The following is a 13893-nucleotide window of genomic DNA, read 5'->3' on the forward strand; positions in this document are numbered from 1 at the left end:
GGATGATGGGGGACCAATGCCCGAAGCACGTGAGCACGCAAAAGCCCGACTGATCGAAACGGTGGTCGCGGGGCTCGAGCCCGATATCGGCGCCTTCGCGCGCGACCTGTTCGCCCGCGGCGCGGCGGAGGACATCGTCAGCTACACGGAGGCGGACCTCGTCGCGATCGCGCGCACCGCCTGGTCGGAGATGGCGAACCATCCGCTCGGCACGCACCGGGTCCACATCTACAATCCGCAGCCGACGGGCGAGGGCAGCCGCGCCGATGACGTCACGGTCGTCGAGATCGTCAACGACAACATGCCCTTCCTGGTCGATTCGGTGATGGGCGAGCTGCAGGCGAGCGGCTTCGAGGCCCGACTGGTGCTGCACCCGATCCTGGCCGTCGAGCGCGACGACGCCGGCAAGCTCACGGCCTTCCACGGCACCAGCAAGGCGCGAGAGGCCGGCATCCGCCGCGAGAGCCTCATCCACATCCACGTGGCGCGCATCGACACCAGCCTCGAGCGCGAGCAGCTGGCCGAGCGGCTCGAGCTGGTGATGAAGGATGTCGGCTCGGCCGTGCGCGACTGGGAGCCGATGCGCGACCGCCTCGCCGCCGCCATCAACACCTACAAGAACACGCCGCCGCCGGTGCCGGTCGACGAGCTCGGCGAGGCGATCCAGTTCCTGGAGTGGATCGCCGCCGACAATTTCATCCTGCTCGGCATGCGCGAGTATTATTTCGAGGGCGGCGTCGCCAAGGGCGAGCTGTCGCACCGCAAGGGCACGGGTCTGGGCCTGCTCGCCGACCCGGACGTGCGCGTGCTGCGCCGCGGCTCGGAATTCGTGGTGATCACGCCCGAGATCCGCGAGTTCCTGATGAAGCCGGAGCCGCTGATCGTCTCCAAGGCCAACGTCAAGAGCCGCGTCCACCGCCGCGTTCACATGGACTATGTCGGCATCAAGCTGTTCGACGACAACGGCGAGCTGGCCGGCGAGCTGCGCGTCGTCGGCCTGCTGACGGCAACCGCCTACACGCTGTCGACCCGCAGCATTCCCTTCCTGCGGCGCAAGGTCGACAGCGTCCTGGCCCGCGCCGGCTACGATCCCGAGAGCCATTCCGGCCGGGCGCTGACCAACGTGCTGGAGAGCTATCCGCGCGACGAGCTGTTCCAGATCGATCCGGACCTCCTCTACCATTTCTCCACCGCGATCCTGCAGCTCGACGAGCGTCCGCGCATCCGCGTGCTTGCCCGCCGCGACCGCTTCGACCGCTTCGTCTCGATCCTCTGCTACGTGCCGCGCGACCGCTACACGACCGAGGTGCGCCTGAGGATCGGCGCCTATCTGGCCGGGATCTATGACGGCCGCCTGTCGGCCTGGTACGTGTCCTATCCGGAAGGACCGCTCGCCCGCGTCCATTTCATCGTCGGCCGCGACCAGGGCGAGACGCCCGATCCGGCGCAGGAAGACCTGGAACAGTCCGTCACGGGCATCGTGCGCACCTGGGCCGACGGCCTGCGCGAGGCGCTGCGCGCCGCCTATGGCGGCAACAAGGCGCTGGAGCAGGCGACCCGCTACGGCGATGCCTTCCAGGCCGGCTACCGCGAGGTCTATGCCGGCGAGACCGCGCTGGAGGACATCCGCATCGTCGAGAAACTCGACGACAGCGCCGACACCGCCCTCACCTTCTCCAGGCGCCAGCAGGACGCGCCCAACCGCGTCGTTCTCAAGGTCTATCATCACCTGGTGCCGATCCCGCTCTCCGCCCGCGTCCCGATCCTGGAGAACATGGGCTTCCGGGTGATCAACGAGCGCACCTACCGCATCACCCCGGCCGACCGGCCGCTTGCCTATCTGCACGAACTGTCGCTGGAGCCGGCCGGCAGCAGCGACATCGACCTGACGGACGATCTGAGGAGCCGGCTGGAGAGCCTGTTCCTGGCGATCTGGCGCGGTCGTGCGGAGTCCGACGGCTACAACGCCCTGGTGCTCAACGCCGGCCTTGCCTGGCGCGACATCGCCATGCTCAGGGCCCTGTCGCGCTACCTGCGCCAGGCCGGGATCCGCTTTTCCGAGGACTACATGTGGCGGACGCTCAACCGCTACAGCGACATCGCCGGCAAGCTCGTCGAGCTCTTCCACCTGCGCTTCGACCCTTCGCTGGAAGGCTCCGACCGCTCGCTCGGCGCGGCGCGTGTCGAGCAGGAGATCTCCGACGCGCTCGACCATGTCGACAGCCTCGATGACGACCGCATCCTGCGCCGCTTCGGCAACATCATCGCGGCGATGCTGAGGACCAATTTCTTCCAGCTCGACGCCCATGGCCTGCCCAAGCAGACCTTCGCCTTCAAGCTCGACCCGCACCGCGTGGAAGAGCTGCCGCTGCCGCGCCCCTTCCGCGAGATCTTCGTCTACAGCCCGCGGGTCGAGGGCGTCCACCTGCGCTTCGGCAAGGTCGCGCGTGGCGGGCTGCGCTGGTCGGACCGTGCCCAGGACTTCCGCACCGAGGTGCTGGGCCTGGTCAAGGCCCAGCAGGTGAAGAACGCCGTCATCGTGCCGGTCGGCGCCAAGGGCGGCTTCGTGCCCAAGCACCTGCCCGCCGGCGGCAGCCGGGACGAGATCTTCGCGGAAGGCACGAAGGCCTACAAGATCTTCATCTCCTCGCTGCTCGACGTCACCGACAACCTTTCGGGCGACGATGTCTGGCCGCCGGAACGGGTCGTGCGCCACGACGATGACGATCCCTATCTGGTCGTCGCCGCCGACAAGGGCACTGCGACCTTCTCCGACACCGCCAACGGCATTTCCGAAAGCCGCAACTTCTGGCTCGGCGATGCCTTCGCCTCCGGCGGCTCCGCCGGCTACGATCACAAGAAGATGGGCATCACCGCGCGCGGCGGCTGGGAAGCGGTCAAGCGCCACTTCCGCGAGATGAACCGCGACATCCAGAGCGAGCCGTTCACGGTCGCCGGCGTCGGCGACATGTCCGGCGACGTGTTCGGCAACGGCATGCTGCTGTCGAAGGCGATCCGTCTCATTGCCGCCTTCGACCATCGCGACATCTTCATCGATCCGGATCCGGATCCGGAAACGACCTGGGAGGAGCGCAAGCGCGTCTTCGATCTCGGCCGCTCGTCCTGGAACGACTACAACACCGCGCTGATCTCGGAAGGCGGCGGCATCTTCTCGCGCCAGTCCAAGTCGATCCCGCTGAGCCCGCAGATGCAGACCCTGCTCGGCCTCGCCAAGGCGAAGGCGACCCCCCAGGAGGTCATGAACGCCATCCTCAGGATGCAGGTCGACCTGCTGTGGTTCGGCGGCATCGGCACCTATATCCGCGCCGCCTCGGAAAGCGACGCCGATGTCGGCGATCGCGCCAATGACGCGATCCGCGTCACCGCCGCCGAGGTTGGCGCCAGTGTGATCGGCGAGGGCGCCAACCTGGGCATGACCCAGCTGGCGCGCATCGCCTTCAGCCGGCGCGGCGGCCGCAGCAATTCGGACGCCATCGACAATTCGGCCGGCGTCAACTCCTCCGACATGGAGGTCAACATCAAGATCGCGCTCGGCGCGGCCGTGCGCGGCAACCGCCTGTCGCTCGCCGACCGCAACATCCTGCTTGCCGAGATGACCGAAGAGGTCGCAGCTCTCGTCCTGCGAAACAACTACCTGCAGACGCTGGCGATCAGCCTGACCGAAGCGCGTGCCATGGAGGATTTCGGCTATCAGCGCCGCATGATGCGCCAGCTCGAGCAGGAAGGCCTGCTCGACCGCAGCGTCGAGCAACTGCCCGACGAGGCGGCGCTCGACGAACTGGCGGCGGCGGACACCGGCCTCACCCGCGCCGAGATCGGCGTGCTGCTTGCCTATGCCAAGATCACCCTGTTCGACCGGTTGCTCGGCAGCACCGTGCCCGACGACGCCTATCTGGCCCGGGAGCTGTTCCGCTATTTCCCCGTGCAGATGCAGGAAGGCTATGCCGGGGAGATCGAGGGACACCGGCTGCGGCGCGAGATCATCTCGACCATGCTCGCCAACTCGATGATCAACCGCGGCGGCCCGACCTTCCTGACCCGCATCGCCGATCAGACCGGCGCCGATCCCGCCCAGATCGCGCAGGCCTTCGCCGCCGTGCGCGATGCCTACGGGCTGACCGCCCTCAACGGCGAGATCGACGCGCTCGACACACGCATCGACGGCCAGTTGCAGCTCGCCCTCTACCGCGCCGTTCAGGACCTTGTGCTCGAACAGACCGTCTGGTTCCTGCGCAACGTCACCTTCGAGACAGGCCTGGAGGCCGTTATCGCGCGCTTCGGCGCCGGCATCGACGCGCTTGCCCCGGCGCTGCCCAATCTCGTCCAGCCCTCGCTCAAGGCGGAGATCGAGGCCGAGGCCACCCGCCTTTGCGAGGCGGATGTGCCCGAACCGCTGGCCGCGCGCATCGCCCGGCTGCCGGTGGAGGCCGAACTGCCCGACATCATCCTGATCGCCGAGCAGACGGACCGCGACCTTGCCGAGGTGGCGGACGTGTTCTTCAAGGTCGCCGGCCATTTCCGGCTTGGCGCGATGGACGCCAAGGCTCGCGGCCTGCGCATCTCCGACTATTACGACGGACTGGCGCTCGACCGCGCCCGGGCGACGCTGGCCGGAGCCCATCGCGATGTCACCGCGCAGGCGCTGGCCGCCGGCGGCTTCGATGCCTGGCTCGCCGCCAACGAGACACGGGTCGGCCGCACGGCACGCGCCGCCGGCGAGATCATCGAGGGTGACCTCTCCGTGTCGAAATTCTCCGTCGCGGCCGGCCTGCTCGCCGAACTCGCGCGATGAACGACATGGCAGCCGCCGCAAGGCGGGCCGAACGGGATGACGGCGCCGGGCAACCGGCGCCGGTCAGGGGCCGCGCGGTCGCAAGCTGGCTGTTCTTCGACTGGGCGGCGCAACCCTTCTTCACGCTGGTGACGACCTTCGTCTTCGCCCCCTATTTCGCCTCCGCGCTGGCCGCGACGCCGGCTGAAGGTCAGGCATTGTGGGGCTATGCGACGGCCGCCGCCGGCCTCGCCATTGCCCTGCTGGCTCCCGTTCTCGGCGCGATCGCCGACCGGACGGGGGCGCGCAAGCCGTGGATCGCCGGTTTCTCGCTGCCGCTGGTCGTCGGTTCGCTTGCCCTGTGGTTCGCCGTGCCGGGAGAACCCGGGAGCATCGCCATCGCGCTCGCGGCCTTCGCGCTCGCCACCCTCGGCGTCGAATTCGCCACCGTCTTCACCAACGCGATGATGCCGGATCTGGTGCCACGCGCCCGCCTCGGCCGGCTCTCGGGCAACGGCTGGGCACTCGGCTATGCCGGCGGGCTTGTCTCGCTGGTCATCGCGCTCGGCCTGATGGCCGCCAGCCCGACGACCGGGCTCACCCTGCTCGGCCTCGACCCCCTCTTCGGCCTCGATCCCGCGACCCGCGCCGGCGACCGGGCCTCGGGACCCTTCTCGGCGATCTGGTATCTCGTCTTCGTGCTGCCGCTGTTCCTGTTCGTGCCGGACGTGCCGCGCCGGGCCATCCCGCTGTCGGGAGCGGTGCGGCAGGGCCTGCACGACCTTGCCGCCACCCTTCGCCAGGCGCGGGCCAACCGGCAGGTGATGACCTTCCTGATCGCCAACATGGTCTACAAGGACGGGTTGGTCGCGCTCTTCGCCTTCGGCGGCATCTATGCCGGCGGCGTGCTCGGCTGGTCGTCCATCGAGATCGGCAGTTTCGGCATCCTGCTCACCGTCACCGGCACGCTCGGTGCCGTTATCGGCGGCCGGCTCGACGACCGGATCGGTTCGAAGCGGGTGATCTCCGGCGCCCTCGTGGTGCTGATCCTTTGCGGTCTCGGCCTCGTTTCCGTCGACCGCGACACGGTGTTCTTCGTCGTCAAGACGGCGGCGCCCGTGCCCGGCGCCGGCCTGTTCTCGACCCTGCCCGAACAGGTGTTCCTGGTTCTCGGCGGCTTTCTCGGCGCCGCCGCCGGCCCCCTGCAGGCGGCCTCGCGCACATTGCTGGTGCACCTGTCGCCGCCCGGCGGGCTGACCCAGTATTTCGGCCTCTTCGCGCTCTCGGGAAAGGTGACGAGCTTCCTCGCGCCGCTCACCGTCGGCCTCGTCACCGCCGCCACCGCCAGCCAGGCGGCCGGCATGGCGGTGATCCTCGTCTTCTTCAGCGCCGGCCTGCTGCTGCTCGCCCGCATCGACGACACCCGGGCCGGCGCCTGAAACGCGAAACGGGCGGGGTTTCCCCCGCCCGTCCGAAAGCGATGATACGGCAGCGCGCCGAATGCGTCAGGCGCTCTGCTTGGTCGAGGCGCGTTCGGCCCGCTTGCGATCGTTCGGATCGAGCAGCGCCTTGCGCAGGCGGATGTTCTTCGGCGTCACTTCGACCAGCTCGTCGTCATTGATGTAGGACAGCGCGGCCTCCAGCGACAGCCGGATCGGCGTCGTCAGGCGCACCGCCTCGTCCTTGCCGGACGCGCGCACGTTGGTGAGCTGCTTGCCTTTCAAGACGTTGACCTCGAGGTCGTTGCCGCGCATGTGCTCGCCGATCAGCATGCCGCGATAGACCTTGACGCCCGGATCGATCAGCATCGGGCCCCGGTCTTCCAGGTTGAACAGCGCGTAGGCGGCCGCCTCGCCGTCGCCATTGGAGATCAGCACGCCCGTGTGACGGCCGGGGATCTCGCCCTTGTAGGGCGCATAGGCGTGGAACAGGCGGTTGAAGATCGCCGTGCCGCGCGTGTCCGACAGAAGCTCCGACTGGTAGCCGATGAGCCCGCGCGTCGGCGCGTGGAAGACGAGCCGGGTGCGGCCGGCGCCCGACGGGCGCATCTCCAGAAGGTCGGCCTTCCGCTCGGAGAGCTTCTGCACGACGATGCCGGAATGCTCCTCGTCGACGTCGATGATCACTTCCTCGATCGGCTCCAGCCGCTCGCCGTTCTCGCCCGTCTGGAAGACGACGCGCGGACGCCCGACGCAGATCTCGAAACCCTCGCGGCGCATGTTCTCGATCAGGATGGCGAGCTGCAGCTCGCCGCGGCCCGCCACGACGAAGGCATCCGCCTCGGCGCTGTCCTCGATCTTCAGCGCGACGTTGCCCTCGGCCTCGTCCATCAGCCGCTTGCGGATGACGCGCGACTGCACCTTGTCGCCTTCCGTGCCGGCGAGCGGCCCGTCATTGACGCGGAATGTCATCGACAGGGTCGGCGGATCGATCGGCTGGGCCGGCAGGGCGTCGGGCACTTCGGGCGCGCAGATCGTGTCGGAAACGGTCGCCTCGGAGAGGCCGGCGACGGAGATGATGTCGCCCGCCACGGCCTTGTCGATCGGCTGGCGCTCGAGCCCGCGGAAGGCGAGCACCTTGGAGATGCGGCCGGTCTCGACCACCTTGCCGTCGCGCGACAGGGCCTTGACCGCCATGTTCGGCACCGCTTCGCCCGAAACGATGCGCCCTGTGAGAATGCGGCCGAGGAACGGATTGGCCTGCACGGTCGTCGCCAGCATGCGGAACGCGCCCGGCTCGGCCTCGGGCGGGCGCACATGGGCGCGCACCAGATCGAACAGCGGGTCCATGGAATCCTGCGGACCCGACGGGTCGGACGCCATCCAGCCCTGCTTCGCCGAACCGTAGAGAACCGGGAAGTCGAGCTGCTCCTCGTTGGCATCGAGCGCCGCGAACAGGTCGAACACCTCGTCGAGCACTTCCTCGGCGCGCTGGTCGGGCTTGTCGATCTTGTTGATCGCCACGATCGGGCGCAGGCCGAGCTTCAGCGCCTTGCCGAGCACGAACTTGGTCTGCGGCATCGGCCCTTCGGCCGCGTCGACCAGCAGCACGACGCCGTCGACCATGTGCAGGATACGCTCCACCTCGCCGCCGAAATCGGCGTGGCCGGGCGTGTCGACGATGTTGATCCGCGTGTCGCCGTGGTTCAGCGAGGTGACCTTGGCGAGAATGGTGATGCCGCGCTCGCGCTCCAGGTCGTTGGAATCCATCATCCGCTCTTCCGTGCGCTGGTTGTCGCGGAAGGAGCCTGACTGCTTCAGGAGCACGTCGATCAGCGTCGTCTTGCCATGATCGACGTGGGCAATAATGGCGATATTACGCAGGTCCATGTGTAAGTGCTCCGGAAATGAGAACGCGGGCCCCTCGGACCCGCGCATTTTCGCGCCCTCTATAAACCCCGGACCCGATTCTTGCAACGCAGCAAACGCAGGTCAGCCTTGACATGCGGACGGGGCGCGCGCATTTACTAAGGAAACCATATTATATGGAAGACTTATGGATACCGATCTCCCCACGCGGCCGCTCGGCTTTCTGGTCGGCGATATCGCGCGCCTGCTGCGCCGCCGCTTCGAGCGCGCGCTGACCGCCGCCGACACCGGACTGACCGCGGCCGAGGCCCGCACGCTCGCCTTCATCGAGCACTATCCCGACCAGCGCCAGGGGGCGCTCGCCGAACGTCTCGGCGTCGAACCCATGACGCTCTGCGGGTTTCTCGACCGCCTCGAGACCGCCGGCCTGGTCGAGCGCCGGCCGGACCCGAGCGACCGGCGGGCCAAGCTGGTGGCGCTGTCGCCGACCGCCGAGCCCGTTCTCGAACGCATCCACGACGAGGCCATCGCCATCCGTCGCGCCGCCCTGCAGGGGATGAGCCGGGCGGAGATGGAGGCCGCCTACAGTCTTCTGGAGCGCATGCGCGCAAATCTGGGCGCCCTGGCGGAGGCCGAACAATGACCGACACGACCGCCGGCACCGCAACCCCCGCACAGCCATCCGCGCTTCAGGCGCACTCCGCAACGAGCGCCGCCCCCGACATGAGCTCCTCGCCCGCCTCCGCACCCGCCATGACGCTCGCCGCCGGAGGCACGCCGGCCGCGGCGTCCAATCCGATGACCGAATTGCGCACCGCCGCCCTTGGCGCCGCACTCGTTGCCATCGGGCCGATCACCATGGCGCTCTACACCCCCGCCATGCCGGTCCTGGCGGATGTGTTCGGCACCTCGCAATCGATGGTGAAGCTGACACTGACCGCCTATTTCGCCGGTTTCGCGCTGACCCAGCTTGTCTGCGGCCCGCTCACCGACGCGTTCGGCCGACGGCCGGTGACGATCGCCTTCCTGGTGCTCTATCTGGCCTCTACCATCGTCGCCACCTATGCCCCCACCATCGAGTGGATGCTGGTCGCGCGCACCCTCCAGGGCATCGGCGCCTCCGTCGGCGTCGCCGTGTCGCGCGCCATCGTCCGCGACCAGTTCACCGGCCAGACCTCGGCGCGGATCATGAACACCATCGCCATGATGCTGGCCATCGGCCCGGCCATCGCCCCCACCATCGGCGGCGTGACGCTGGAGCTGTTCGGCTGGCGCGAAATCTTCTGGGCGATGCTGGTCTACGGACTTGTCCTGTCGGCCGCCACCATCTTCGGCCTGAAGGAGACGAACGCCTATATCGACCGCGCCAACCTCCGCCCCCGCACGCTGCTGAGGAACTACGCGACCCTGCTCGCCAGTCCGCTCTACATGCAGTCGAGCCTGCTTGTGGGCCTGAGCATCGGCACGATCTATACGCTCGCCTCCGTCCTGCCCTTCGTGCTCATCGACCGGGTCGGCCTGACGGCGACCCAGTTCGGCTTCGGCATGATGATCCAGTCCGGCTCCTTCATCTCCGGCACCATCGTCACCGGGCGGATGATGCGCCGCATGGACGCCGAGCGCCTGCTCCCCTTCGGCATGGGCGGCATGGTCGTTGCCGGCCTTGCCATGCTGTGCGCGCTCTCCCTGCTCCCGCCGAGCTTCCTCGGCACCATGCTGCCCGTCGGCGTCTTCGCCTTCAGCCTTGCCATGTCGCTGCCGGCCGTCTCGACCGCCGCGCTTCAGGGCTTCCCCCGGATGGCCGGTGCGGCGTCCGCGCTGATGGGCTTCCTGCAGTTCGGGGCCGGCCTGCTCGGCAGCCTCGTGATCGCGGCAATCGGCGATCCGCTCACCGGCATCGTCCTGGTTCCGCCGGCGATGCTGTTTTCCGGCGTCGGCGCCTATCTCTGGCTCGGTCGGGTCAACGCCCGCCGGGCGGCGGCCCCCGGCGTCGCCTGAGACCGGCGCAAGGTCGTCTTTCTGCCTTGACGCGGCGGCGGGAACGTCGCAAGACCCGGCATACGGGCAACCCGGGCCGATCGAGCACGGGAGCCGGATTCCAGCGCCGGGGCAAGCGCATGACTTCATCCAGCACGAACGATGCCGGGCCGCACAGGCCCGAAGGAGAACCGGGCGCGCGCCCGGCCGGCACTCCGGCGCATCTTGCCTGGCATGGCGGCGGCCTGCCGCTCGACCGGCCGCGCGTGATGGGCATTCTCAACGTCACCCCGGACTCCTTTTCGGACGGCGGCCGCTTCATGGCCCGCGAGGACGCGCTCGCCAGCGCCCGCAAGATGATCGCCCATGGCGTCGACGTCATCGACGTCGGCGCCGAAAGCACCCGCCCCGACGCGGTCCCCGTGGAGCTCGACGAGGAATGGCGACGGCTCGAGCCGGCAATCGGCGAACTCGTCGCCCTTGGCGCCCCTGTTTCCATCGACACCTACAAGGCGGAGATCGCCGCGCGGGCCTGCGCGGCCGGCGCCGTCATCGTCAATGACGTCTGGGGCCTGCAGAAGGACCCGGCCATGGCCGACACGGTGGCCGCGGCCGGCGCCGCGGTGATCATGATGCACAACCGCAAGGGCGCCGATCCGGATCTCGACATTCTCGCCGACATCGACCGCTCCTTCGAACGCTCGATGGAACTCGCCGCACGCGCCGGCATTCCGCCCGAACGGCAGATGCTCGACCCGGGCATCGGCTTCGGCAAGACGCTCGACCAGAACTACATGGTCGTCAACCGGCTCGACCATTTCGCCCGCCACGGCCTGCCGCTGCTCGTCGGCGCCTCGCGCAAGCGGCTGATCGGCGCCGTTCTCGACGTCGACACGGACGACCGGCTGTATGGCTCGCTCGCCTTGCACACGATCGCATTTGTAAAGGGAGCCGCCATGGTCCGCGTGCACAATGTCCAGCCGCATGTCGATGCCGCGCGCATCGCCCATGCCACCTTGCGCGAGCATGTCGGATGACCGAAACCGGGAACGGAGATCTCGTGCGCGCTGCCCTCGGCCTCGGCTCGAACATCGGCGACACCCGTGCCCATCTCGACGCCGCGCTGGCCGCGCTCGCGGCGACGCCCGGCCTCGTCGTCGTCGCCCGCTCGTCCGACTACCGCACCCCGCCCTGGGGGCCGGTGCCGCAGGACGACTACCGCAATGCCTGCGTGGTCATCGAGACACGGCTTTCGCCCCGTGCCTTGCTCGACCGCTGCCTTGTGGTGGAACGCGAGCTCGGCCGCGTCCGCGACATTCGCTGGGGACCGCGCATCATCGATATCGACGTGCTCGTCTATGGCAAGGAGACCGTCGAGGAGGAGGGACTGACGATCCCCCACCCGCGCATGGGCGAGCGCGCCTTCGTGCTTGTGCCGCTTGCCGAGATCTGGCCGGACGCACCGCTCGGCGACGGGCGCACGGCAAGCCAGGCGCTGGCCACCTGTCCCGGGCAGGACGAAATCCGCGAGATCTGAAGGGGCGCCGCCTGTTCAGTCCGCGCCCGACTTGGCCGCGTCGCGGCCGAAATTCGGGCTGTCGGTGTCCTGCCCCGCCTCGACGATCGAGCGGCGAATGCCGCGCGTGCGGGTGAAGAGCTCGAACAGCGCCTCGCCGTCGCCCCAGCGCACCGCCCGCTGCAGGGCGGCAAGGTCCTCGGAAAACCGGGCCAGCATCTCCAGGATCGCGTCCTTGTTGTGCAGGCACACGTCCCGCCACATGGTCGGGTCGGAGGCCGCAAGCCGGGTGAAGTCGCGGAAACCCGAGGCGGAATACTTGATCACCTCGGACTTGGTCACCGTCTCCAGGTCGTCGGCCGTGCCGACGATGTTGTAGGCGATGATATGCGGCAGGTGCGAGACGATGGCCAGCACCAGGTCGTGATGCTCGGCATCCATCGTGTCGACCATCGACCCGCAGGCGGTCCAGAAGGCGGTCAGCCGGTCAAGCGCCTGCGGATCGGTGTCCGGCTGCGGCGTCAGGATGCACCAGCGGTTCTGGAACAGCTCGGCGAAGCCCGCATCGGGACCGGATTCCTCCGTGCCCGCGATCGGGTGTCCGGGAATGAAATGCGCGTGGGCGGGCAGGTGGGGCGCCATCTGGCGCACGACCGAGGCCTTGGTCGACCCGACATCGGTGACGATGGCGCCCGGCGCCAGCACCGGCGCGATCCATTTCGCCACCGCCTCGCTGGCTCCCACCGGAACGCAGAGAATGACGAGGTCGGCGCCGCTCGCCGCATCGGCTGCATCGAGGTGATAGCTGTCGCCGAGGCCAAGCTCCTCCGCCCGCCGCAGGGTCTGCGCCGAGCGGGAGGAAATGGCGATTTCCCCGACAAGCCCGTTGCGCCGCGCCACATGGGCGAGGGAGGAGCCGATCAGGCCGATGCCGATCAGGGCGAGACGACGAAACTTCGGTTCGGGCATGAAACAGGCTTGCTGTTGCGGGCGGCGCAACACGAGGCCGCCCGTCAGGTCTGGCAATCAGGCCGCGAGGAATTCCTTCAGCACGGCAACGACCTCGCGATTGGCTTCTTCCGAGCCGATCGACATGCGCAGGGCGTCCGGCAGCCCGTAGGCGTTCACCGCGCGCAGCACGCATCCCCGATCGCTCAGATAGAGGTCGGCATCGGCGGCCGACTTGCCCGGCACTTGCGGGAAATGCACCAGCACGAAATTGCCCACGCTCGGCGTCACGCTCAGGCCCAGCGCCTCGAGTTCGCGCGTCACCCAGGGCAGCCAGGTCTCGTTATGCGCCACCGCCGTTTCCAGGAAGGCGCGGTCGCGCACGGCGGCAATGCCCGCGGCCTGGGCCGCGGCCGAGACGTTGAACGGCCCGCGGATCCGGTTCAGCGCGTCGATGACATGCGCCGGCCCGTAGCCCCAGCCGATGCGCAGCGCGGCAAGCCCGTAGATCTTGGAGAAGGTGCGCGTCATCAGCACGTTCTCGGCCGTCGCGGCCAGTTCCACCCCCGCCTCGTAATCGTTGCGCCGCACGTATTCGGCATAGGCCGCGTCCAGCACCAGCAGCACATGCGGCGGCAGACCCGCATGCAGCCGGCGGATCTCGTCAAAGGAGATGTAGGTGCCGGTCGGATTGTTCGGATTGGCGAGGAAGACCACCTTGGTGCGCGGCGTGACGCGCTCCAGCAGCGCATCGACATCGGTGGTCAGGTCACGCTCGGGTGCGATCACCGGCGTGCCGCCGGCGGCCAGCACCGCGATCTTGTAGACGAGGAAACCGTGCTCGGTGAACAGCCCCTCGTCGCCCGGCCCGATATAGGCCCGCGCCACAAGCTCCAGGATCTCGTCCGAGCCGTTGCCGCAGATCATCCGCTCGGCGTTGAGGCCGTAGACGTCGGCGATCGCCTCGCGCAGGGCCGTCGAGCCGCCGTCGGGATAAAGCTCCAGATGCCCGCTGCACGCGCCGTAAGCCTCGATCGCGCGGGGGCTCGCCCCCAGCGGCGTCTCGTTGGAAGACAGCTTGTGCAGCTTGCCGCCGCCGGTCGACTTGGTGCGACCGGGCACATAGGGGGCAATGTCGAGGACGCCGGGACGAGGAAGGGGACGGCTCTCGGCAGGCTGGAGCATGGATGAACTCTCTGGTTGCATGTTCTTCTCCGAATTCCCGGAAAAGACGTATTGTCCACTGGGCCGGCAAGCGCGGGCTGCAGCCCGGAAACCCGGACAATAGACGCGTCGCGCACCCGCGCCTACTCATAGGCAGAGCGGAATGGGAAGGCAAAAGAAAACATTGA

The 13893-nt window shown here is 68.4% G+C and carries 9 protein-coding genes; 6 read left to right on the forward strand and 3 right to left on the reverse strand.

The window, feature by feature from the left end; translation table 11 throughout:
* Nucleotides 1-16 precede the first annotated feature (16 nt).
* Together ACQY46_RS02315 and ACQY46_RS02320 are read left to right on the forward strand one after the other, a co-directional pair.
* Nucleotides 17-4813: an NAD-glutamate dehydrogenase gene (locus tag ACQY46_RS02315; protein ID WP_428698709.1), complete on the forward strand. Its 4797-nt coding sequence runs from the start codon at nucleotides 17-19 to the stop codon at nucleotides 4811-4813.
* On the forward strand, nucleotides 4810-6231 hold the full coding sequence (locus ACQY46_RS02320) for an MFS transporter (RefSeq protein ID WP_428698710.1): 1422 nt from the start codon (nucleotides 4810-4812) through the stop codon (nucleotides 6229-6231). Before ACQY46_RS02315 ends, ACQY46_RS02320 begins: the two co-directional genes overlap by 4 nt.
* A gap of 66 nt (nucleotides 6232-6297) precedes the next feature.
* On the opposite strand, the gene typA is transcribed toward ACQY46_RS02320, so the two are convergent.
* Entirely contained in the window at nucleotides 6298-8121 is a 1824-nt protein-coding gene (gene typA / locus ACQY46_RS02325) for a translational GTPase TypA (protein ID WP_428698711.1), read from the reverse strand.
* 166 nt (nucleotides 8122-8287) lie between these two features.
* Here typA and ACQY46_RS02330 point away from each other — a divergent pair, with 166 nt between their 5' ends.
* From ACQY46_RS02330 to folK, 4 genes are all read left to right on the forward strand, one after another.
* The gene (locus tag ACQY46_RS02330; protein WP_428698712.1) at nucleotides 8288-8743 is read left to right on the forward strand and encodes a MarR family winged helix-turn-helix transcriptional regulator; all 456 of its coding nucleotides are present in this window, start codon (nucleotides 8288-8290) and stop codon (nucleotides 8741-8743) included.
* Nucleotides 8740-10098 carry a multidrug effflux MFS transporter gene (locus ACQY46_RS02335; RefSeq protein ID WP_428698713.1) on the forward strand — a complete coding sequence of 453 codons (1359 nt, stop codon included), beginning with the start codon at nucleotides 8740-8742 and terminating at the stop codon, nucleotides 10096-10098. Before ACQY46_RS02330 ends, ACQY46_RS02335 begins: the two co-directional genes overlap by 4 nt.
* Before the next feature lie 119 nt (nucleotides 10099-10217).
* A complete protein-coding gene (gene folP, locus ACQY46_RS02340) occupies nucleotides 10218-11114 on the forward strand; it encodes a dihydropteroate synthase (RefSeq protein WP_428698714.1) in 897 nt (298 codons plus the stop codon).
* The gene (gene folK / locus ACQY46_RS02345) at nucleotides 11111-11614 is read left to right on the forward strand and encodes a 2-amino-4-hydroxy-6-hydroxymethyldihydropteridine diphosphokinase (protein WP_428698715.1); all 504 of its coding nucleotides are present in this window, start codon (nucleotides 11111-11113) and stop codon (nucleotides 11612-11614) included. Before folP ends, folK begins: the two co-directional genes overlap by 4 nt.
* Before the next feature lie 15 nt (nucleotides 11615-11629).
* On the opposite strand, the gene ACQY46_RS02350 is transcribed toward folK, so the two are convergent.
* Nucleotides 11630-12562, reverse strand: coding sequence for a prephenate/arogenate dehydrogenase family protein (locus ACQY46_RS02350; RefSeq protein ID WP_428698716.1), 933 nt, complete (start codon nucleotides 12560-12562; stop codon nucleotides 11630-11632).
* Nucleotides 12563-12619: 57 nt separating this feature from the next.
* A complete protein-coding gene (hisC, locus tag ACQY46_RS02355; protein ID WP_428698717.1) occupies nucleotides 12620-13726 on the reverse strand; it encodes a histidinol-phosphate transaminase in 1107 nt (368 codons plus the stop codon).
* Nucleotides 13727-13893: the final 167 nt, after the last annotated feature.

Origin of the sequence: Stappia sp. (assembly GCF_965276915.1) — a bacterium.
GTDB lineage: Bacteria > Pseudomonadota > Alphaproteobacteria > Rhizobiales > Stappiaceae > Stappia.

Excerpts from the sequence above, each read along its gene's own strand:
- ACQY46_RS02315 (WP_428698709.1), top strand. The coding sequence starts at position 17 with ATGCCCGAAGCACGTGAGCACGCAAAAGCCCGACTGATCGAAACGGTG.
- ACQY46_RS02320 (WP_428698710.1), top strand. The coding sequence starts at position 4,810 with ATGAACGACATGGCAGCCGCCGCAAGGCGGGCCGAACGGGATGACGGC.
- typA (WP_428698711.1), bottom strand. The coding sequence starts at position 8,121 with ATGGACCTGCGTAATATCGCCATTATTGCCCACGTCGATCATGGCAAG.
- ACQY46_RS02330 (WP_428698712.1), top strand. The coding sequence starts at position 8,288 with ATGGATACCGATCTCCCCACGCGGCCGCTCGGCTTTCTGGTCGGCGAT.
- ACQY46_RS02335 (WP_428698713.1), top strand. The coding sequence starts at position 8,740 with ATGACCGACACGACCGCCGGCACCGCAACCCCCGCACAGCCATCCGCG.
- folP (WP_428698714.1), top strand. The coding sequence starts at position 10,218 with ATGACTTCATCCAGCACGAACGATGCCGGGCCGCACAGGCCCGAAGGA.
- folK (WP_428698715.1), top strand. The coding sequence starts at position 11,111 with ATGACCGAAACCGGGAACGGAGATCTCGTGCGCGCTGCCCTCGGCCTC.
- ACQY46_RS02350 (WP_428698716.1), bottom strand. The coding sequence starts at position 12,562 with ATGCCCGAACCGAAGTTTCGTCGTCTCGCCCTGATCGGCATCGGCCTG.
- hisC (WP_428698717.1), bottom strand. The coding sequence starts at position 13,726 with ATGCTCCAGCCTGCCGAGAGCCGTCCCCTTCCTCGTCCCGGCGTCCTC.